Below are 22,751 nucleotides of genomic sequence, written 5' to 3' on the forward strand. Positions count from 1 at the left end.
TCTTATTCGTCAGATGAAGACGGGGTTAATGTTTGCCATAATTTTTCAAGCTGATAAAAGTCACGAGTACTTTCTTGCATAACATGCAGCACAACTGGCCCCATATCAACTAATACCCATTCGCTATCGGCTTTACCTTCAACACCTAAAGGCATTTCTCCAGCTTCTTTAGCTTCATAAGCAACGTGTTCTGCAATTGATTGCACATGCTTTCTTGAATTACCTGAGCAGATCACCATGAATTCTGTAATGGTGGATGTAGCGCCAACGTCAATGGTAATGATGTCACGTGCTTTAAGATCGTCTATTTTATCTAATACGAATTCTAGAATTTGTTGAGTTTGCAAAGTGGTTATGGACCTGTTTTAACCTTGAAATTGTTTTAGATTCTACTTTGCTAACGCCATAGAGTACAGGGCTAAATAACATCTAAGTGTCTGCTTTTTTGCTTTTATTTAAAGTTAAGCGATTACGACTTGTATAAATTATGTAAATCTATGTATTGCTGGACTGCCGTAGGCAACATAGTTAACTCATTTTTGCTTATATTACTGGCTTTATTAGTGGACTGGCCATACATGTTTTGTATTTCAGAAGAGGAAATGTCGACTTCGGTAACCGAGGTAATAATTACTTGGTTTTGTAAATAGGCTTGTAGCTCAGAAGGGAGTTCATTAGGATTATATTCAACCCCAGGGCGCTGCATAACCAGTAAGTCGCAAAAAGAAAAAATCTCCTGCCACTTAAACCACAAATGAAAATTAATTAACGAGTCCATACCAATCAAAAAATACAATTTATGCTTTGGGTATTTATTATGAAAATACTCGATAGTTTGACGGGTATAAGAGGGCGTTGTTAATTGAGTTTCATAGTCGCTGACTTCAATGCTTAACGGGCTGTTATCAAGGTTTTGTAATGCCAGCTTAGTCATCTGTAAACGATGGGAACTGCTTACATTTGGCGTTTCTTTATGTGGTGGAATATGACAGGGTAAATAGATTAGCTTTTGTGCATTAACCGACTTAGCCGCCTCTATTGCCGGAAATAAGTGGCCATTATGAATTGGGTTAAAAGTACCACCGTAAATCACTATCACGGGCTTGTCTGATAAAGGCATCGCCTTAATTTAACTCCAAGTCTAAGTCCAGCGGTAACTCAACATTAGCCAAGTCCGCAGCACCCGTTAGCATTAAACAAACATGGGCGAACATAGAGTATGGGCAAGTTAACGTGTGAAACTTAATAGCCTGATCAATTTGCGCCAATTGATGCACCGCCGCATTTAAAATATGCGTTGGGATACGCTTGGCTTGATTCAAATAAACTGCCTGTTTGTTTTTCCACACTTTATGGCTGTCTAAAATCGATTTAGTGTCGAGCTTATAGTTTAACGCCTGATTCAATTGTTGGATTAACACCACGTCTTTTTGTAATGCCCAAAGAATAATATTGGGTTCCAACTCTTCAATTTTTAAGCGCTCAATAATATTGACACATTGTTTGGCATTGCCCGCCCATAATTGATCTATAAGCTGAAAAACCGAATAACGAGATTGGTCGGCAACTAACTTTTTAACGTCGGTTAAAGTAACGTTTGACGTGGACAGCGCCATAGATATTTTTTCTAACTCTTGGGCACAAGCCAATAAATTACCCGCGGTAAACTCCAACAAATACACTTGAGCTTCATAACTCATTTGCATTTTATGTTTGGCTAATTGGTCTTTTAACCAACGTTGTAGGTGATTACCGTCAATATCATAAACGGGAATATAAATACCTACTTTGTCTAAACCTTTAAACCAAGCTGCGCGCGTTTGGCTACTTTCTAGTTTTGGCCCAAATATCACTAAGCTAGTCTCAGACGACAATTGTTCCGTTATTTGTTTAATAGCATCGCTGCCTGCTTTGGGCATTTTGCCTGAGGTAAGTTCTAATTCAATTAACTTGGTGGATGAAAACAAAGACATAGACTGGCAATGTTCTATTAAGTCATCCCACTCAAATTGGTCGTCATCAGACAGTCTGATAAATTCTTCTACGCCGTTTTGTTTGGCCGCTTGTTTTATTTGTAAACGACAATCATTAATTTGAAACGGCTCATCACCAAACAACAGATAGCAGGGCGCTAGTCCATCTTTAAGTGTGGTTGCTATTTGATTGGCGTAAATTTTCATAGCGGTTATTTAATACCATTGAGTTGCGACATTATACGGTCGCTAGCTAATACGCGTAACTCAGACAAAATCAATTCACGCTCACGTTCTTTACCAAGCGCATTGTTTGGATCATCTTGAAACTCTCGGGTTAACTCAAAAGAAAAGTGCTGAGCCGGCTTATTAGGTAAACGGACTTCAAACTCAACCTGATAAATTAATTCGTATTCGGCAACTTGGCCGTTAGGGAATAAAGACAGAGTACGGCGCTGAAATTGTTCAGGCAGTATTTTTAATTCGGCATTTTTTACATTGAACTTAGGCAATAAAACAACTTTGTTTTGGCTTAACCTGATTTTCACTTGTTTAGCCAAAGGGCTAAATTTCTTAGTGGAAGTTAAGTACAACGTTTGTAATGACTCAGGCAGGTAGTAATGCCCTTTAAGTTTAAAACCACAACTTGATGAGAATAAAACAATTAAAACAGTGGCGAATACTAATACAGATTTCATAGTTGAAATGGTGCTCATCAATAAGATTAAGGGTGATTAAATTTTATTACCGGACTATTAAACGCTATTTAACGTTTTTTTTAAATAGGCAATATTCAAAGCAAGTACTAAAGCGGCAATTAACAGCAAGTTAGGAAAACTAAAACGTTAAGTAAAAAAGAAGCCAAGAGTTTACCTTGGCTTCTGATTGTATTTTCTAGTTAACGCTAAGAGTCAATAACCGTTAGTTTGCAACGATATTAAGAACTTTGCCTTTAACAAAAATAACTTTACGTACTGTTTTGTCAGACAAGAAACGTTCAACATTTGACTCAGCAAATGCCAATTCTTTAACTTGTTCTTCAGTCGCATCAGCAGCAACGGTTAGTTTACCGCGTACTTTACCGTTCACTTGAACAATAATAAGTTTTTCGTCTTCAACCATTGCTGACTTATCAGCAACTGGCCATTGTGCGTTTTCAACGTCGTTGCCATTACCAAGCATTGCCCATAAGTCGTGACAAACGTGTGGTGTAATTGGCGTTAACATAATAACCACAGCTTCCATGCCTTCTGTTAACACTGCTTTATCAGCATCTGTTTCCAGTGGCGCTTTGGCAAGTTTATTCATCAATTCCATAATGGCAGCAATCGCAGTATTAAAGGTATTACGACGGTCTAAATCGTCGGTTACTTTTTCTATAGCTTTGTGTACTTCACGGCGAATAACTTTTTGCTCATTAGATAAGGTGGCAAAATCAAAGTCTTTTACCAAGCCTGCATCAATCACGTCGTTTGCAAGTTTCCAAACACGTTTAATGAAACGATGCGCACCTTCAACACCAGTATCAGACCATTCCAATGTTTGCTCTGGAGGCGCGGTAAACATCATGAATAAACGAACCGTGTCAGCACCTAATTTGTCGATAACTTTTTGCGGGTCTATGCCGTTATTTTTCGACTTAGACATTTTAGACATACCAGAAGAAATAACCGGCTGACCATCTCTAATATGCCATGCTTTAGTTACTCGGCCTTTATCGTCTCTTTCTACATCAACTTCCGTTGGTGCAATCCAAACTTTTCCGCCATTATCCGCTTCACGGTAATAGGTTTCTGCTAATACCATACCTTGACATAACAAACGTTTAAACGGTTCGTCAGACTCAACCAAACCAACGTCACGCATTAGTTTATGGAAAAAACGAGCGTATAATAAATGCAAGATGGCGTGTTCAATACCACCAACATATTGGTCAACAGGCAACCAGTAATTCGCTTTTTCTGGGTCTAACATCATGTCGTCAGACTGTGGCGAACAATAACGCGCGTAATACCAAGATGACTCCATAAAGGTATCAAAGGTATCGGTTTCTCTGAATGCAGTTTGTCCGTTAATTGTGGTTTTTGCCCACTCAGGATCAGACTTAATAGGTGACGCTGAACCATCCATTACCACATCTTCTGGCAATATAACTGGTAAGTCTTGTTCTGGAACTGGAACCGACGTGCCATCTTCCAAGGTTGCCATTGGAATTGGCGCGCCCCAGTAACGTTGACGAGAAACACCCCAGTCACGTAAACGGAAGTTAACTGTTTTTTTGCCTTTACCGTCTTGCTCTAATTTGGCAACAATCGCGGCAAACGCTTGAGTGAAGTCTAAACCGTCAAATTCACCTGAGTTAATTAACGTGCCTTTTTCTGTGAAAGCAGCAACAGACAAATCAATGTCTTCGCTAGCGCTAATTACTTGTTTGATCTGTAAACCGTATTTTGTCGCAAATTCCCAATCACGTTGATCATGACCTGGAACAGACATAACCGCACCTGTGCCGTAACCCATTAATACAAAGTTAGCCGACCATACTGGTACTTCTTCACCCGTTATTGGGTGAATAGCACGGTAACCTGTATCACAACCAAGTTTATCCATAGTCGCCATATCGGCTTCTGCTACAGACTGGCTTTTACAGTCTTCAATGAACTCAGCTAATTTAGAATTTGTTTCTGCGGCTTTTAATGCAAGAGGGTGTTGTGCTGCAACGGCAAGATAAGTTACACCAAGTAAGGTGTCTGGACGCGTTGTGTAAACCTCTAGTGCTTGCTCTTCGCCAAGCTCTTCAACAAAGCTTGAATCTTTTTTTCCGTTATTCACTAACGCAAATTTGATGTCAGCACCTTCAGAACGACCAATCCAGTTTTTTTGCATGGTCTTAACTTGCTCAGGCCAATTTTCTAATTGGTCTAAGTCTGTTAATAATTCGTCAGCGTAATCCGTGATTTTAATAAACCACTGTGGAATTTCTTTTTGTTCTACTAATGCACCTGAGCGCCAGCCACGACCGTCAATAACTTGCTCGTTGGCTAAAACCGTATTATCAACTGGATCCCAGTTTACCGTTGCGGTTTTTTTATAAACTAAGCCTTTTTCGTACAACTTAGTGAAAAACCATTGTTCCCAACGATAATATTCAGGGGTACAAGTGGCCACTTCACGATCCCAGTCATAACCAAAACCCAAAGAGTTAAGTTGGTTTTTCATGTAATCGATATTTTCGTATGTCCACTTAGCAGGTGCTGTTTTGTGGTTTATAGCTGCATTTTCAGCAGGTAAACCAAACGCATCCCAACCCATAGGTTGCATAACGTTTTTGCCATTAAGTCTTTGAAAACGAGAAATAACATCACCAATGGTGTAGTTACGAACGTGTCCCATATGCAGGCGACCACTAGGATAAGGCAACATTGAGAGGCAGTAAAACTTCTCTTTAGTTTCATCTTCCGTCACTTTAAACGTTTGATTGTCGGTCCAATGTTGTTGAACTTTTTGTTCAATTTCCTGATGGTTGTATTCTGATTGCATGGTTAGATCTCAGTTTGCGGTTACACCTAAATGACTGTATTTAGGCGTATAACGATTAGTCGCGGCATTAGAAATAATATCGAAAAATTGCCGTGGAATTTTAAGGCGCTAAGCATAACGAATAAGCCTGTTAGCAACAAGAGAGGATATGAGAAAAAACGCAATTTGTGTAAAAAAATTACAGTTAGAAATTTAATAAGCTGCACTTATGAAGTAAACAAGTCGTCAGCTCTCAGGCAATAAGTTGTGGTGTAATACCAATTGAATTAATGAATTAGTTATTCAGCGAGAATTAAAAGGTTCATAGGTGAGGCATTGATTGAAGAAAATGGTTGTTCCCTTGTTGAAATCAATAAAGACAATATGCTCCTGCATTGTCACCTTACCCTACATCCTTGTAGGGCAACAAAGCATATGAAGCTTTTAAACTCGCCCTTCGGGAGCTTGTTAGAGGCGCGCCAAACTATTCATATGAGCAGCGCAAAATTTATTTGATGTACGACTGCATGGATGCAGGAGATAGAGCGACTCAGGAGACAAAGCCGAGAATAACTATATCGACACAAATTTTGCTTATTCTCACACCTCTAACATAGCTCTGAACTAATCAATTCATTAATACAATTGGTATTAGTAAATACAGAATGAAAAATTATTTATCTCGCTATTTACTGATCTCAAACAATATTTTAGTTTATAAAGCATATTATGGTGTTATGCAGAAAATAGCATGTTGGCAATCGCTTTATGTAGAAGCTTATAAAAAGAGTAGCTTTGTACAGCTAAGAATTTTGTGCTGGGAGGCAGTAGTATGGAATGGTTCAAAAGTATTTATGACTTTATCGAGAGAAAGTTTTTCTTTACCTTAAGCAGAAAAATTATAGGTAATATAGGTTTTCTATTTTTGTTTCAAATAGCAAATCTGTACTTGTTTTCTAATTGGTTGTCGTCGCCCGATATTGATGAAGACACGATGAAAATGGTTTCGACTATTTTATTTATAGTTAGCGCGTTGAGCTTTATTTTCACCATTTTCTATATGCACCATCTTATTGTTAAGCCTGTGCAAGCCTTACTCTCTACACTGAACAATATAAACCACACCAAAGGCGACCTTTCAACTCGCTTGCCTAAATTTAGCCACGACGAATTTACCGAGTTATCTACAGCGTACAATACCTTTGCCAATAACTTAACTGGCTTAATCAAACAGGTTTACCTAGATGCCCAAAGTGCAACTAAAGCCAATCAAACCGTGACCAGTCTGGTCAACGAGAGTTACCAACAAGCTGATCAGCAAAAAACAATGAGTGACAATATTACAGATGCCGTGACACAAGTCAGCCAAAGTATTTTTGGGATTGTTAGCGCGTCGGAGCAAGTAACCTCAACCAATGAAAAAAACCAAGGGCATGTGCAAAATGCCAATCAAATACTATCAAGCTCACAACAACAAATTGAAAAAATCACCCAACTGTTAAGTCACTTCTCCTCCACAGTAAAAGGCTTACAAGATAACGCAGATAACGTACGTAATATTTTAAAAGTAGTGGAAGGTTTTGCCGACCAAACCAACCTTTTAGCATTAAACGCCGCGATTGAAGCAGCTAGAGCAGGAGAGGCTGGAAGAGGGTTTGCCATTGTAGCCGATGAAGTGAGAAGTTTATCAGCCAAAGTATCGGATGCAACGCAGCAGATCAGCAACTTCTTAAATCAAATGGAAACCTTGGTAAGTGAAACGCATACTGAATCAACCACCTTGATCACAGAGTCTAGTAATATGGAACAAAGCATAAAAGACACATCAAGTATTTTTGAATTGATGATCCGCGATTTTGAAGAAAACGTAACGGCTTTTGGCGTCATTATGGAGTCAGTAACGTCATTAGAAGTACAACAAAATAATACCGCAGATTTTGCCGCAGGAATTACCTCATTAAGTAATGACATTCAACAGCGTTTGCAATCAACCACAGAGCAAGCGAGTAAAGCACAAAGTATGGCTAGTTCTACTCAAAAGGGGTTAGGGCAGTTTGTTGAGTAAAATCAACTGTTTTTTTAGAGCCTCTAATGAGGCTTATTTTCTATTTGGTGTATTAACTTTGTCATGGTGCTTGTCAGAATTCTAAGGTTTCGCCCCTCGGCTGTCATCAAGTAAACATCCCTGTATTGATGACATCCCATCATCCTTGATGTGAACTATACCTTTTTGCAACAGCCCAAAAACGTAACCCGCTCTTATAATGAAACAGAGCGCCGCCCGTCACCAAATATCTATTTGTATTAACTTTTGTTTACTAAATACTAACTTTCATCTTCAAATACGGACGACTCCATGGATGGAGGAGGTAGAGCGAAGCAGGATGCCAGAGCCGAAAAACATTCGTCCCTGAATACTTTCCTCAATCGGGCATCCATGCCCGCTCGATTTGAGAAAAGTTATATTTAACACAGATATTTGAATCGGGAGTAAAAGTAAAAGTAAAAGCAAAAGCAAAAGCAAAAGCAAAAGCAAAAGCATTACAGCTTTATATGCCACTTTCTTCCATAGTCAGGAAAACGGCCCAATAGGTCGTTTTTGTTTTACATGGGAATTTGTACTTAATTTATAAAGTCTATAGATAGTAATAGCTTAATCTTTGTGCTAAAAATAATACCAAAATAAAAACAGCCCAATCGTCGGTAGAAATACAACCCATTGGGTCGATATTAAATTGTTAGCATTGCTTAGAGTCTGTCGTAGTAGCGGTTAAATTATCGAACGTTTATAAAGGAAAGTTAAATTGGAATTAGCAGTAAATGAACTCCCACGCTACAAAAGGTGGCCGTTCAAATTTTTTAATAAAGGACTATACCCGGGTATCTATAGTGTACTTGCTCTTGGTTACATTGGGATTCCCTCTAATATTCAAGAGATGGTTAGACATCAATTGCCTATTGAATGGCGAACGTGGGCATTAAACTATTGGAATTTAGATCAGTGGTTTACTGCTTTGTTTATCACCGCATTAATTGGCGCCATTTGGGGCGGGATTGGTAGTCAGTTAACATCCTCTTTTCTAAATAAAATTTATCGGAGAGTAAAAGAAGAAAATGAGCAGTTAAAAGAGAAAAATAGCAGTACAGCTATCAATTGTTATGAATTGTTTAGCCATTATATTTACAACAATTATTTCGCAAAATTTAGTTTAACTTCTAATGAAAGGTTAAGTTTATATAAATTAGATATGGATTTATTTTTATGTGTAGGGCGGTATTCAGAAAACGAACTATACAGACAAAAACCTAATAGATTATATCCACGCAATGTAGGGTGTATTGAAACAGTTTGGAAAACAGGTAAAGTAGAACACGTTATTCCTTTTGATTCAGAAACTGAATTTGATAAGTGGAAAAAGTACAATATTGAAAACTTCGGATTTGGAGACTCAGTACTAAACAACATGAAAATGAGAAGCCGGGCTTTTCTTGGATTTAGGATTCAAAATTCGCAAAAGCAAACTATTGCGGTATTAATTTTTGAATCCACCCAAGCTAGCGGGTTAAAATTCTCAAAACTAAATACCGCAATGACTCAAAGAGAATTACAAAATATTTCTCATCTTTTAGAATCTTTGAATAGTCATATGCCAAGCTTACAGTCAGCGTCATTGGAGGGTTTCTAATGGAAAACGTAATTATAAATGTCATTAAGTATATTTTATCTGCTTATCCTTATAAGGAGGAGCTTTCAGCATCAAGATTAACCAAAATGCTATATTTAACTGATTGGAAAAATGCTATAGAGCACGATACTCAGTTAAGTCAAACTGTATGGCACTTTAATCATTATGGTCCATATGTTGATGACTTTGTTGATATGGCTCGTAAAGATAAAGATATTAATGTAGTCAATACTAAAACTATGTTCGGTGGTAATAAGCAATTATTTAAATTGTCAGATAAAAATTCTGGAAAAATAGATTTATCTGATGAATTGAAAGTAATTGTAGATTTCGTAATAAACGCTACGAAAGATAAAAACTATGATGATTTTATCAAGCTTGTCTATTCTACGTACCCAGTCATTTCAAGTAGTAAATATAGTAACCTTGATCTAGTATCTAAAGCTAGAGAATACAAAAGTCAATTAAATGCAAGGTAATGATAACAAGCGGTTAAAGGTATGGACGTCTAACGCATGGCTGACATTCGTTCCTCACGATTATAGCCATGCTTTATCGGCCCCTTAACCGGGCGTTGAGGCCGTAGAATAACTCTCTTTAAGAAAAACGGCCGATTACATGGGTTCCAAGTACATTACCTAGTGCAAGAAAAACGTTTAGAATTTGTTACAGGAACTCGATTTTCCATTAATTTGGGCTGTTGGAGTAATTCTACAGCCTCGTTAGGCAATTGAGATAGCATGAGAGTTTATCATTTTTTAAACGAGCAATATGCATTAGATGCCCTAGTTAATAAAACCCTAAAAGTCTCACGATTAAAATCACTGAATGATCCTTTTGAATATTATCATATAGATACTGATAATTGTGGGACACGCTCAGTGATAAAAGGGCGTTTGAACCGAGCAAATAGAGAATTAGGGATAATCTGTTTTAGTCAAAACTATATTAACCCAGTCCAATGGGCTCACTACGGAGATTCACATCGGGGAATTTGTTTAGGCTTTGATATTCCAGATGAACTTCTATTTGAAATTGATTACGTTAAGAAGCGCACAGCAGGGAGTGAGTTTAAAAACTCTTTGGCTTTACAAGGGCGTGATTACATTCAATACATGCTTTCAAAGAAGCATGAGCACTGGCGATACGAAGAAGAAGTTAGAACCATTATTCCATTTTCTGAAAAAGTGATGGATGATCGTCTAATCTTTACTTCATTTAGTGACGAATTATCAGTGCGGGAGGTTATTTTAGGAGTTCGCTGTAAATCTAGTATGAAAGATATAAAGCGTTATATTCGTAAACTTAATTGTGATATTTCTGTTGTAAGATTAGAGATGTCACAAACAGAATATGCTATGCGTCTAGCTGAATAAATTGCCTAATAAAGAATAAAAGAGCCACCAACCTTTAACACCCAATAAAAAGCGAATACTCGGTTCGCTTTTTCTTACAGCTTAAAAAAATAACAAGGCCACCCACCTTAATTTGATAGTTATTTAAATGGCGTTAAAGTGGGTTTCTGTTATGTTGAATGAAGGAATATCATGCTAAAGAAGTTGAAGTCACTATTATTTGGTAAAGATGCTACACCTTCTCAACCAAAATGTAACAAGGCCACCCACTTTAATTTTTAATTAAAAAGGAAGTTTGCAGTGCAATCTAAATTAGGTCTTTCAAGTCTGGGGATTTGGCTATTGGCCATCACCTTAATGGTCGGTTGTGGGAATGAACCTGAGCCGATGAAGTCCAAATCTTTACACCGCTTTGTCGAGGCCCCTGTGATCTCGGGAGTCTTATCGAAAGATACTAAGTTGATCGCCTTATTGACCTCTGATCAACAAATCAGTGTCTGGGACACTGTATCACAAAAAAAGATACATTCGTGGAGCCCTAGGGTGTTTAACGGCGAAATCAATCATGTGGCATTATCTGGGAATAATCGTCGATTAGCAGTAGCGGGACATTGGAGTGTCAATATGCTCAATCTCGTTGATGGCTCTGTGATCACTTCATGGGATGTGGTCGGTTTTCAGGCCAGCGCAACTGTCTCTCAACTTCATGTTGACCACACCGGTCACAAAGTTTTAGTAGGCATGAGCGATGGTGCAGTGTTATCCGTCGACCTTAATTCAGGCTATACCCTTAAGTTAGATCACCATAAATTACAGATCACTCGACTGGCCTATGATGGCGATAACGGTTTTGCCATATCCGGTTCAACAGACAAAAATTTTGCTTACTGGGGAGTAACTGACGGAGATATCTCCTATCAGCATAACTTCCGTTCTCGGGTAACCGCCCTCGCTGTCGATAATGAGTCAAACAAGTTGTTTGTTTCTGACGCTTTGACCGACCATTTGATTTTGGATAAAAGCAGCGGCGAAAAATTGTCGAATCTGAGCTTTTTCGAAAGGTTTCGATTTTTTCGTCACGGATTTTTTGTTGAAAAAGGCAAATATCTTTTTACCACCTCACCGAAAAATGTCATTACCTTATGGGATACTGCCAATGGTGACGAAATTATCTCCTGGACTATCAAACGATATACTGCCGAGGCGACTGTGATGGATTTGTCGAAGAATGCCGCCGGCGATTTGGTAACCTTAAGTTCAGACGGTGCTTTACAAGTATGGGATTACCGAAAATACCTTTAAATTGGATAAGAGTAAAAAATAACAAGGCCACCCACCTTAATTTGATAGTTATTTAAATGGCGTTCAAGTGGGTCTCTGTTATGTTGAATGAAGGAATATCATGCTAAAGAAGTTGAAGTCACTATTATTTGGTAAAGATGCTACACCTTCTCAACCAATAGCTGAGGGAGCGCCTCCAATAGACGTTAAGGTTGCTGTTACCAATCCTTCGCTTGTCGATGCTATGAATCGATTAAATACAGATCAAAGCAGTGCGGCAAAAACCGATCTATTGCTAGAACTTAATAAGTCTAATTATCTGGCTGCTATTTTTTCTGACGAAATGAATATGTCAGAACCCGATGAGAACGGAAATAAAGAAATAGAAAAAGGTAGTCTTATCAAAGTATTAAACACATCAGATAGTGAAGGCAATATATATCTTCCTTTGTTTACTGATTGGTGCGCAATCAAAAATTATATAAATAAACCTGTTGATACTTTAGTATTTTCTCCACAGAAAGCATGGAGTTGGGCTTTGAGTGATTATCATGGCGTTGTTATCTATTCAGAAGAAAATTCACTGCCTTTAAATAAGTCGCAAATTCAATACCTAGCCAGTAAAGTTAACAAACCAACGTAATTAAAAGAATAAAAACAATTAAAGTAGGTGGCTCTGAAAAAGAGCGTGCCTTAAGTTGTCAGTATTAACTTACATAGGTAATATGGGAATTAACGTTATTTAATCTTGTTAGTCACATAATTACAATTGGATATAAATTTAAATATGGAAATTGAAAAAATAATAATTGAAGCACTTAAGCACTTTAATCAAAATAAAGTATTGTTTCTAAAAATATACCTCCCAAGTTTTTTAACTTTAATTGCTATGGTTGTTGGATGGTACGCTTTTGATATTGAAGTTAAAATAAATCAAAAACCTCTAAACTTTGGTTATCTTGCATTAATAATCATATCTGCTCTTATATGTTTAGCTCTTTTTATTAAATCTACAGTTCATATTCATCGGGCTTTTATATTAAATGAAGGCTCTACAATAAAAGCACTATTTAAAATAACAAAAAGAGATTTATATTTTTTTAAGAAAGTAATTTTAATAAGTTTAATTATGTTGTTTGTCACTTTTATAGTTAATTCATCTTTGAATAGGCATTTAAACGAAATTGAAGGCGTTTTTTTGACCCAAGTTTTTGTTTTAATAAAGGCTTTAATTATTGCATATTTAGGGTCTAGGTTAGCGCTTGTTTTACCTGCCGCAGCATTAGAACACAAGCTTTCGTTTAAAAAAGCTTGGGAGATTTCAGGTGATTATTCGGCTAAAATTTTTCTTGGGGTTGGTGTTCTTCCAATCATGACAAATTTGATTCTTTCTAATTTACCGAGTTACACATCGCTTTTTTATATGTTTGTGGTTTTATTAATAACTATTGTCATTACAATAATCGAAATAGGTATATTATCTCTTCTATATAAAGACATAACAGATAATAACCAATATTAGTTAGCGGTGGATTAAGAAAAATTCAATGGTGATAGGTCAGGGTCAGATCACTTTGATCCATAACTATTAAAACGATTTATGTAAACTACTTTTTTAGCAATTAGTTAACCACTTTGGTAAAAATAAATAATTCAGAAAAGTGAGTGATGACTCGGCATTAAAAGAGCCGGCATTAAAAGAGCCACCCATCTTTAACACCTAATAAAAGCGAACATTTAGTTCGCTTTGTTTTTTTATTTTTCTTACCGCTAGAAGCTCACTAAAGGATAATAATAAGATCATGGCTCACCAAATATCTTCAAATTCTGTTAACGTATCAAAGAAGAATGTAAAACTCACATTGCTTACTTTATTAGTCAGTAGTGTTTGCTTATCTGCTTCAGCTCTGACTGAGGCAAAAACTGTAAATGAGGCGCCAGCATTGACTAAAGAACAACTTACCAAACAGCAATTGAACAAACCGCAATTGACCCAAAATAAATTGACCAAAGAACAGGTGATTGAAAAACTTTCATTAGAGCATCATTTTGAAGGTGGGTATTTTCGTCAAACATTTAAAGCAGATCATAGAGACAAGGTAACTACAGCTCGTGGTGATAGAACCACTATGACGGCAATATTTTATATGTTGACGGATGACAATAGTATTGATCATTTCCATACTAAATACTCTGATGGTATTGAGTTTTATCATATGGGAGATCCAATTACTTATCACATGATTTATCCTGATGGACATTACGAAAAAGTAGTTGTTGGTCCGGATATATTAAACGGACAGCAACTACAACTTGCGGTTCCAGGTGGTACTTATAAAGCAGCAGAATTGAGCTCTGGAAGTTATGGCTTAGTTAGTGAAGCTGTAGCACCTGGTTGGGAGCCAGAAGATATGATAGATGTTAGTAAAGAGGAATTACTCAGTAAATTCCCTCAACATAAAATCATCATTGAGCGTTTAGCAAATAAGAAATAGCCGTTTAACATCCAATAAAAAAGCGAACACTCAGTTCGCTTTGTTTTTTCTTACAGCTTAAAACTTACGGCTTACAGCTGCTGTTCCTTAAAACCTTCCAGCCTTAAAGCCTTCCAGCTGCTTTACCTTCAAACCTTCATATCAATTATTTCCATTTCTTAAGTTTCACATAAGTTTCAAGGTTTATTCTATTGGCATACCCAATTTAATAGGCGATTACTGTGAACAACAAATTAATCAAACGTTTTGTGTTAACCATTAGTTTATTTATGTCCTTTGCTTCCTTGTCAGCTTCCATTGACACGCCAGAGGAGCAACTACAAAAAATGTTAAGCCAACATAAAGGCCAAGTTGTGTACTTGGACTTTTGGGCGTCTTGGTGTGGCCCTTGTCGTAAGTCATTCCCATGGATGAATATGGCTCAAAGCAAATACAGTGAATTAGGTTTTTCTGTGATAAGCATTAATTTAGACACTGAAATGCCACTTGCTAAAGATTTCTTAAAAGAAACCCCTGCGTCTTTTCCTGTTATTTATGATCCTGACGGAACCATAGCGCAAGCTTATAAAATCAAAGGTATGCCAAGCAGTTACTTAATTGACCGTGATGGAAATATTGCTAAAGCGCATACGGGATTTTTTACTAATAAACAGGATTTATACCAGCAAGAAATAGAAAACTTATTATCTAAAAAAGCAGATGGCTCGGTGAGTGTGTCTGATCACAAAGTGGAGAATTAATGATGAATTTAAAAGTTAAATTAGTGTTAGCAACGGTTTGTTTTTCAGCTTTATCTGGTTGTTCGTCACTTGGCGTACAACCTTGGGAGAGAGACTTGTTGGCAAAAAAAGAAATGGAGTTAACCAGCTCACCGATAGATGCCGCTTTGGATGATCATATTTATTTTAGTAAAGAAGCGTCAAGCGGTGGACGTGGTTTTGCTGGTGGAGGTTGTGGATGCAATTAAGTAATAAAAAACCAAACGTTGCTAAGTTATTAACACTGGCAACTTGTTCACTGTTAGGTACGGCACCAGATGCTATTGCCGCAGAGGACACAAACCAATGGCGCTTTGATACGGCATTAATGTATTACGGTGAGTCTGAACGAGTGACAGCGGTAGAGGGTATTATTGCTGCCAGTAAAGAGTTTTCTGACCAGGAGTTTTTGAATTTAAAACTGACTTTAGATACGTTAACTGGGGCATCTGCCAATGGTGCCGTTGCGCAACCAAATGTGCAAACTTTTACTCGTCCGTCAGGCCGAGGCAGTTATGATATTGAAGCTAAGGACACGCCGCTAGACGATACGTTTAGAGACTCAAGAGTGCAAGTTAATGCTCAGTGGTCACAACCGTTAGCTGAGAATTACTTAGGATCCGTTGGAGCTTATGTTTCAAGTGAGCATGATTATTTCTCGCTTGGTTTTAACGCTAATATCGCTCGTGAGTTTTACAATAAAAACACCACGTTATCTTTTGGTATTGCGGCGGCTCAAGATCAGATATCTCCAGAAGGTGGTTTACCTACGCCGTTTAGTGAAATGCTTACGGTTCAAGATGGTAATGCCAATGGACTTAATCGACTAGGAGCTGACGATGATAAAACCACGGTGGATTTATTGTTTGGGTTAACTCAAGTTATTAACCGCAAAATGATCATGCAATTTAATTACTCATACTCGCAGGTTGATGGTTATCAAACTGACCCGTATAAAATTGTCAGTGTGGTTGATAATAATGGTTATGCATTGCGCCAGCTTTACGAGTCACGCCCAGACTCGCGCAATAAAAACAGCGTGTTTTGGCAAACTAAATATCATTTAACGAATTCGGTTATCGACTTTTCATATCGTTATTTATGGGATGACTGGGACGTTAAGTCACACACCTTTGATGTGCGTTATCACATACCGCTTGAAGGCGCTTATATAGAGCCGCACGTTCGTTATTATCAACAACAAGCTGCTGAGTTTTATCAGCCATTTTTACTAGACGGTGAGCCATCACCTGAAAATATTAGTGCTGATTACCGTGTTGGTGAAATGAATGGTTTAACGCTTGGTGTTAAATACGCCATGGAGTTAGAAGGCGACTCTGAATTGGCCTTTAGATTAGAGTTTTTCCAACAAACACCAACGAACCCAGGTTTTGAAACGCCAGGGGTGTTAGCTGACGTGGAATTGTTTGAAAGTGTCTCTGCGGTTGTGGCACAAATTAGTTACTCTTTTTGAGTATCGCTTTGACAATAATTTTGATGATTTTTTGAGTAGCAGTTTGAAGCTTTTTTTGAATAACAGTGTGAGAAGAATATGAATAAACGAGTATTTGATGTTTCAGTAAAGGGCACTTGTTATTGCATTGGTTTTGATGCCATGGCAAGTCCCTGTGAAGTACTGATTGAAACTGATGATGCTCAGTTGGTTGATAGATTAGCGCAACAAATAACGGCTGAAACTTGGCGAATAGAAGACAAGTTTAGTCGTTATAACCCCAACAGTCTTGTTAGTAAAATCAACAGGGCAATGGGTAAAAGTATTCCAATCGACATAGAGACATTTAGGTTGTTGGAATTTGCGAATGAGTGTTTTTTATTAACCGACGGTTTATTTGATATTACCTCTGGGCTATTAAGAAAAGTCTGGCAGTTTGACGGCAGCAATAACATACCAAAGCAGTCGCAGATTAATGCCTTGTTGCCCCAAATCGACTGGCAACAAGTTCGTTATACGGACTCAAGTATTACTTTGCCAGCAGGCATGGAAATCGACTTTGGTGGCATAGGTAAAGAGTATGCGGTGGATAAGGTGGTTCAGCTTATTGCTCAAACTTCGGATGCGCCTGTTTTAGTTAACTTTGGTGGTGATTTATGCGCGTCCAAAGCACGCAAAAACAACGAACCTTGGGTGGTTGGTATTGAGCTAAAAGGCATAAAAGAAAATACGGAAACCATCATTTCTTTTTCCCAAGGTGGGGTAGCCACCAGTGGCGATGCCAACCGCTATTTGCTGAAAGACAATGTTAGGTATAGCCATATTTTAAATCCTAAAACAGGATGGCCAGTGCAAGGCTCAGCAAATTCAATAACGGTAGCGTCGCATAACTGTGTTCAAGCCGGAATGATAGCAACGATATCTATGTTGTTAGGCAAAGATGGGCAAGATTTTCTCGAACAAAATGGTTTTAAGTATTGGCTGTTTAACAACCAATAGCTTAATTTTTATATAAATTAAAAGGTAACCTCACAATGGTTAAATCTAAATGTATTTTTAATAATATGAGACAACTGTTGTCACACGTTATTTTATTAGTATTGCTGACGACATCAATGTTTAGCATGTCTTCCGAAAGCCAACTCGATGAAGCTTCGGCAGCAGAGGTTGAATTTTTATCTGCCGATCAGGCATTTAAGTTTAGTTATGTGAAAGCGATTGTTAATCGCGATAGCGCCGACACTAACTTCAGTAATGCTGTCAGTATCAGTATTGATATAGCACCAGGTTATTACCTTTATAAAAGTAAAATCAAAGTGATGCTAGGCAATCAAGTATTGACCAATGTTGACTTGCCAAGAGGCTCGGCTCATTCGGATGAATATTTTGGTGAGCAGGAAGTGTATCGAGATGAGCTTAATTTCATCCTTGAGCTAAGTCAGACCGCACTTGAAAATGAAGTAAAACAAGAGGCTGAACTTAAGATCCGTTATCAAGGTTGTGCTGACTTACAGCTATGTTATCCACCAATCACTCAAAAAATATTATTAGCTGATTTAGGCTTGTCTCTGGATCTAGCTCAAACCCAAACCGCAGAACAAACAAAAAGTGAACCTGCTACAAACGCGGGTGAATTGGATGCATTTTTAGACTCTGAAAATGTAGCTTGGAGTTTGTTTGTGTTCTTTCTACTAGGTTTAGGTTTGTCCTTTACGCCTTGTGTTTTTCCAATGTATCCAATTTTGACTGGCATTATTGTTGGCCAAGGTGAGGCTATTTCCGTTAAACGAGGCTTTTTATTGTCGTTCTTTTATGTGCAAGGTATGGCAATTACCTACACTATGTTAGGTGTCATTGTAGCCTTTGCAGGAATGCAATTTCAGGCTGCGTTTCAACATCCTGCGGTGCTTATCGGCTTAAGTATATTGTTTGTAGTATTAGCTCTGTCTATGTTTGGCGTAATTAACTTAGCCTTACCGGCGAGTTTACAGTTAAAACTGAATGCAATGAGTAATCAACAACAGGGCGGTTCTTATGTAGGTGTTACCTTAATGGGCGTTATTTCCGGTTTAGTGGCCTCACCTTGTACAACCGCACCATTAACCGCTGCATTATTGTATATTGCACAAGATGGCAATGTGCTATTTGGCGCTTCAGCCTTGTATGCGTTAAGCATAGGCATGGGCATTCCATTACTGATCTTAGGTAGTTCTGGTGGTAAATTATTACCAAGAGCTGGTGCTTGGATGAATGTGATAAAAAGTATCTTCGGTTTCTTATTGTTAGCGGTTCCGGTTTTATTATTACAACGTTTTATCCCAGAATTTTATGGTGAGCTATTATCAATTGCATTGTTACTGTCTTTTTCTATCTACTTGTATGTAGCTAATGGCGCTAAGTCTGGTCAAGACGGTTCAGCTGGTTTTTGGTATGGTGTAAGAAGCTTAGTTATATTCTTAATGCTGTTTTTTGCCAGCCACCAAGCTTATGATTTACTTGTGCCAAAAACGTCAAATAATATGGCGAATAACAGCGCACAAACTCAAGAACGTCACTTTAAACAAGTGGCTTCATTAACTGAATTACAAAGTGAAATAGCCCTTGCGACACAAACGGGTAAAACGGTTATTGTCGACTTATACGCGGACTGGTGTATTGCTTGTAAAGAGTTTGAGAAATACACCTTTAATCAAGCTAACGTGCAAAATGCGTTTGAAAATAGTGTGTTGTTACAGGTTAACCTTACCGATAGTTCGTCGGCGTTAAGTAAAGAAGTAATGAAACAGTTTAATGTATTGGGCTTACCGACTATATTATTGTTTGATAAAGCGGGTAATGAATTGACTAATTCTAGAGTGACTGGTTACATGTCGGCAGATTTATTCACCGCGCATCTAGAGCAACACTTATGATCAGCGCCTAGAGTAAAACGCTTAAAGGCTAGTTACCGCAGCATCCAAAGATTTGAGAACCATGAGAATATTATTAGTAGAAGATGATATACCGTTAGCACAAGGCCTAAAACATTCACTGCACAGAGAAGGTTATGCTTTGGACTGGGTGCAATTTGGCCAGTTAGCTATCGACACTGTAAACTCAGGTGATGTGGATCTGGTTATTCTTGATTTGGGTTTGCCCGATATGGACGGTTTGTCAGTATTACGTAAGCTCAAATCATTAAACAAACTGTTGCCTGTGTTAATATTAACAGCACGGGACGGAGTGGAGAATAAAGTTGCGGGGCTGGACTTAGGCGCGGATGATTATTTAGCGAAACCATTTGATATTGCCGAATTATTGGCGAGAATAAGAGTACTGGCTAGGCGAATTAACACACACCAAAGTTCTATCATTAGCATTATGGATGTGGAGCTTGATGTAAAAGCCAATTTAGTTAAGTTTCAGCAGCAAGACGTTGAGTTTTCTCGTCGCGAATATATGATAGTCAAAGCGTTAATGGAAAGCGCTGGCAGAATTCAATCTAAAAACCAATTGGAAAATAGTCTGTACGAATGGGGTGAAGAAGTGAGCAGTAATACAATAGAAGTTCACATTCATAATATTCGTAAAAAGCTGCCAAAAGAATTTATTAAAACCGTAAGAGGTGTGGGTTACATAGTGAGAAAAAGCTAAGTGTCAATTCAACGACAACTCTTATTACTGATCATTTCAGCGGTTACCTTAGCGACATTTTTTGCTGCGTTACACGGTTATCAAGACAGCAGTAAACAGCTGGATAACGTGTTTGATCAAGAGCTGGTATCCATTGCTGAGTTTATTGCATCAAACAGTTCTGACGAGCTATCTAACGCATCACCTGCAATAGAAACATCTAACCATAAAGGCGCAATAGTTAATCATTTTGTCTTCCAAGTATTTCATCAAGGTCAGTTAATTAATAAAAGTAACAATGCGCCGAATGAGCCAATTGTTGCTGATCAGCAAGACAACGTTGCTGGTGGGTTTAGTGAGCAGACATTTAATGATTTAAGGTGGCGTGTATATTCGTTAGGGGGTAACGGTAAACGTGTGTTGGTAGCACAGCCTATTGAATATCGAATTTTATCGGCTGAGTCGATACTTTTTGTGACTATTAAACCGATTGTTTTTACCATTCCAATTATTGCGTTTTTGATCTTTTACATCATCAATAAAAGCTTAAAACCTTTGGTTGAATTGTCCCAGCAGCTAAAACTAAAAAGTAGTGACGACTTAACTCAGCTGCATGTTGATAATTTACCGCAAGAATTAACGCCAGTTGTTACTAGGCTCAATAGTTTGTTAGTTAAATTGGACAATGCTTTTGACCGAGAAAGGCAATTAACCGCCAACGCAGCGCATGAGTTACGTACACCTATCAGCGTATTAGCTATTACCAGCCATAATATTTTACAAGACTTTAATCAGCAGGTATTAGAACAAAGCTCACTGGAAGAATTGCAAAGTAATGTTGAGCGGATGGCGCATGTTATTGAACAAATTATTGCATTGTATCGATACTCTTCTGACAACTTTAAAGACACGGTTAAGCCTGTCGAGCTAGATGAGGTGTTAAAAGAAGTCATAAGTAATAATTACGAGGCTTTGGCGAACAAAGGCCAAAATATTAGTTTACTGCCATCTTCTAAGCCGCAAGTTATATTGGGTGAGACGTTTGCACTGTATACCTTGTTTGAAAATTTATTAAAAAATGCCATCAAATACAGCGGCAATAACAGTGAAATTCAATTTCAAATCACAGAACAAGCCAACGGCGTAAACGTGAGTATTGAAGACAATGGCGTTGGTGTCAGTGATGCGGAGTTGGACAAGTTATTTCAACCCTTTTATCGAGCAGGTTTGGCTAAGTCCAAGTACAAGCAATCGCAAGTCATTAAAGGTTCAGGTTTAGGCTTGTCGATTGTGAAACACATAACTGACTTACACCATGGCGAGATAAACTGTTACCACAGTGCGTTAGGTGGCTTAGGTGTGAAAGTGTATTTCCCTATGAACCGTTTTGCTAAACATGAGGCGTAATTGATCATGTTTAAGAAATTATCTCCGCAGGTTTGGACCATATTATTAACTGTATTTTTAACTTTTCAGACGTTTGCTGAAACCCAAGTGTTTTATCTCACCTTAGAAAATCATGTTTTTACCCCGTCATCGTTAGAAATACCGGCTAATAAAAAAGTCAAAGTGATCATTCACAATAAAGATAAGGTGCCAGAAGAGTTTGATAGCTTTGAGTTAAACCGAGAAAAAGTCATTTTTCCAGGCAAAAAAGCCGTTATTTATGTCGGCCCTTTACCTGCTGGCGAATATAAATATTTTGGTGAATATCATCCCAACTCTGCAAGAGGCAGGATTATTGTGAAAGGGGACGCCAATGTTAATTAATACGGTTGTGCTGTTCTTACGTGATTTATTACCGCTGTTTATTTTTATTTGTTATTTAAAGGCGACGTTAGAGTCTCAGGTTTTCACCTTAAAATATCAGCTGATTAGTGTTGTATTTGGCATTTTAGTCGCGGCGTTATTGTTTATAATTGCTGAGCCGTTGAGCGAATGTTTTGACGGACGTGGAACCGAATTAACCAAAGTATTGTTACTGACCATCTTTTATTTAAGCATGTTAGTTGTCAGCATAAAGTCAGAGTTGCCGTCCTTATTTAAGAAGCTCGTACCTTCAAAGTTAGTAGCTAAGATTGCAGCTGTTAGTTTTGTTTCATTGATTGCGGTAAATGGCAGTTCGTTTTTGATTTTCCTAGACGTGTATCTGCAGTTAAATATGTCGCCACTGGATGCCTCAGTTGCAGATAACCAAGCACTGAATGTTGTGATTGGTTTTGTGGTTGGCCTTGGTATTTGCGTCAGTTTTAGTGTGCTGTTCTTATTTATTTTAAGAGAACTAAAACAGTTAAATAAATTATGGTTGGTAAAAACAGGATTGTTTTTATTTATTGCTGGTCAATTTAGCTATATCGTTTCCCAACTGACTCAAATAGACATGCTCTCAGCTGGTTATCCTGTCGTTAATTTTAGCCAATATATTCAAGATAGCTCGGAGTATGGTCATATCTTACATGCGCTGATTGGTTTTGAAACATCCCCGTCGTTTAACTTTTTACTGGTTTATTTTATCTCATTTTTATTACCTATTTTGTTGTTGAACACCCTTAGGTTTCGCTTACAAAGCCAAAATAAAATTGCACCGCAATATAAGGAAGATTTATGAAAAAATATATA

General features: G+C 37.8%; 22 protein-coding genes. 17 read left to right on the top strand and 5 right to left on the bottom strand.

Annotation, left to right across the window (positions count from 1 at the left end; translation table 11 throughout):
- Positions 1-2 precede the first annotated feature (2 nt).
- From rsfS to leuS, 5 genes are all read right to left on the bottom strand, one after another.
- Entirely contained in the window at positions 3-347 is a 345-nt protein-coding gene (rsfS, locus tag BTO11_RS09530) for a ribosome silencing factor (RefSeq protein WP_105052389.1), read from the bottom strand.
- 122 nt (positions 348-469) lie between these two features.
- Positions 470-1,120 (bottom strand): nicotinate (nicotinamide) nucleotide adenylyltransferase, encoded by a 651-nt coding sequence (nadD, locus tag BTO11_RS09535; RefSeq protein WP_105052390.1) that lies wholly within the window; start codon positions 1,118-1,120, stop codon positions 470-472.
- Between the two features lie 4 nt (positions 1,121-1,124).
- Positions 1,125-2,180 carry a DNA polymerase III subunit delta gene (gene holA, locus BTO11_RS09540; RefSeq protein WP_105052391.1) on the bottom strand — a complete coding sequence of 352 codons (1,056 nt, stop codon included), beginning with the start codon at positions 2,178-2,180 and terminating at the stop codon, positions 1,125-1,127.
- Between the two features lie 5 nt (positions 2,181-2,185).
- Entirely contained in the window at positions 2,186-2,671 is a 486-nt protein-coding gene (locus tag BTO11_RS09545; RefSeq protein ID WP_105053720.1) for an LPS-assembly lipoprotein LptE, read from the bottom strand.
- A 223-nt stretch (positions 2,672-2,894) separates the two neighbouring features.
- Positions 2,895-5,513: a leucine--tRNA ligase gene (leuS, locus tag BTO11_RS09550; RefSeq protein WP_105052392.1), complete on the bottom strand. Its 2,619-nt coding sequence runs from the start codon at positions 5,511-5,513 to the stop codon at positions 2,895-2,897.
- Between the two features lie 811 nt (positions 5,514-6,324).
- On the opposite strand from leuS, the gene BTO11_RS09555 reads away from it, so the two are divergent.
- From BTO11_RS09555 to BTO11_RS09640, 17 genes are all read left to right on the top strand, one after another.
- Positions 6,325-7,557, top strand: coding sequence for a methyl-accepting chemotaxis protein (locus BTO11_RS09555; RefSeq protein WP_105052393.1), 1,233 nt, complete (start codon positions 6,325-6,327; stop codon positions 7,555-7,557).
- A gap of 739 nt (positions 7,558-8,296) precedes the next feature.
- Positions 8,297-9,178 carry a hypothetical protein gene (locus BTO11_RS09565; RefSeq protein ID WP_105052395.1) on the top strand — a complete coding sequence of 294 codons (882 nt, stop codon included), beginning with the start codon at positions 8,297-8,299 and terminating at the stop codon, positions 9,176-9,178.
- Entirely contained in the window at positions 9,178-9,657 is a 480-nt protein-coding gene (locus BTO11_RS09570; RefSeq protein ID WP_105052396.1) for a Panacea domain-containing protein, read from the top strand. The genes BTO11_RS09565 and BTO11_RS09570 overlap by 1 nt, the downstream gene beginning before the upstream one ends.
- Before the next feature lie 261 nt (positions 9,658-9,918).
- Entirely contained in the window at positions 9,919-10,554 is a 636-nt protein-coding gene (locus BTO11_RS09575; protein ID WP_105052397.1) for a DUF2971 domain-containing protein, read from the top strand.
- A gap of 279 nt (positions 10,555-10,833) precedes the next feature.
- A complete protein-coding gene (locus BTO11_RS09580) occupies positions 10,834-11,835 on the top strand; it encodes a WD40 repeat domain-containing protein (protein WP_105052398.1) in 1,002 nt (333 codons plus the stop codon).
- Between the two features lie 100 nt (positions 11,836-11,935).
- Positions 11,936-12,457: an SseB family protein gene (locus BTO11_RS09585; protein ID WP_105052399.1), complete on the top strand. Its 522-nt coding sequence runs from the start codon at positions 11,936-11,938 to the stop codon at positions 12,455-12,457.
- Between the two features lie 144 nt (positions 12,458-12,601).
- Positions 12,602-13,336, top strand: a complete 735-nt coding sequence (locus BTO11_RS09590; RefSeq protein ID WP_105052400.1) for a hypothetical protein — start codon at positions 12,602-12,604, stop codon at positions 13,334-13,336.
- Between the two features lie 421 nt (positions 13,337-13,757).
- Complete coding sequence (locus tag BTO11_RS09595; RefSeq protein ID WP_373295189.1) at positions 13,758-14,309, top strand: cupin domain-containing protein; 552 nt, start codon at positions 13,758-13,760, stop codon at positions 14,307-14,309.
- Positions 14,310-14,530: 221 nt separating this feature from the next.
- The gene (locus tag BTO11_RS09600) at positions 14,531-15,049 is read left to right on the top strand and encodes a TlpA disulfide reductase family protein (protein WP_229793310.1); all 519 of its coding nucleotides are present in this window, start codon (positions 14,531-14,533) and stop codon (positions 15,047-15,049) included.
- Positions 15,049-15,276, top strand: a complete 228-nt coding sequence (locus BTO11_RS09605) for a DUF4266 domain-containing protein (protein WP_373295167.1) — start codon at positions 15,049-15,051, stop codon at positions 15,274-15,276. The genes BTO11_RS09600 and BTO11_RS09605 overlap by 1 nt, the downstream gene beginning before the upstream one ends.
- On the top strand, positions 15,267-16,541 hold the full coding sequence (locus BTO11_RS09610) for a DUF3570 domain-containing protein (RefSeq protein WP_105052401.1): 1,275 nt from the start codon (positions 15,267-15,269) through the stop codon (positions 16,539-16,541). The genes BTO11_RS09605 and BTO11_RS09610 overlap by 10 nt, the downstream gene beginning before the upstream one ends.
- Positions 16,542-16,619: 78 nt before the next feature.
- A complete protein-coding gene (locus BTO11_RS09615; protein ID WP_105052402.1) occupies positions 16,620-17,519 on the top strand; it encodes an FAD:protein FMN transferase in 900 nt (299 codons plus the stop codon).
- 35 nt (positions 17,520-17,554) lie between these two features.
- Positions 17,555-19,432, top strand: a complete 1,878-nt coding sequence (locus tag BTO11_RS09620) for a protein-disulfide reductase DsbD (protein ID WP_229793309.1) — start codon at positions 17,555-17,557, stop codon at positions 19,430-19,432.
- Positions 19,433-19,493: 61 nt separating this feature from the next.
- A complete protein-coding gene (locus BTO11_RS09625) occupies positions 19,494-20,153 on the top strand; it encodes a response regulator (RefSeq protein ID WP_105052403.1) in 660 nt (219 codons plus the stop codon).
- The gene (locus BTO11_RS09630) at positions 20,154-21,539 is read left to right on the top strand and encodes an ATP-binding protein (RefSeq protein WP_105052404.1); all 1,386 of its coding nucleotides are present in this window, start codon (positions 20,154-20,156) and stop codon (positions 21,537-21,539) included.
- A gap of 6 nt (positions 21,540-21,545) precedes the next feature.
- The gene (locus BTO11_RS09635; protein WP_105052405.1) at positions 21,546-21,902 is read left to right on the top strand and encodes a cupredoxin domain-containing protein; all 357 of its coding nucleotides are present in this window, start codon (positions 21,546-21,548) and stop codon (positions 21,900-21,902) included.
- Positions 21,892-22,740, top strand: a complete 849-nt coding sequence (locus tag BTO11_RS09640; RefSeq protein ID WP_105052406.1) for a hypothetical protein — start codon at positions 21,892-21,894, stop codon at positions 22,738-22,740. Before BTO11_RS09635 ends, BTO11_RS09640 begins: the two co-directional genes overlap by 11 nt.
- Positions 22,741-22,751 lie beyond the last annotated feature (11 nt).

The organism is Psychrosphaera saromensis, assembly GCF_002954545.1.
In the GTDB taxonomy this organism is placed as follows: Bacteria; Pseudomonadota; Gammaproteobacteria; order Enterobacterales; family Alteromonadaceae; genus Psychrosphaera; species Psychrosphaera saromensis.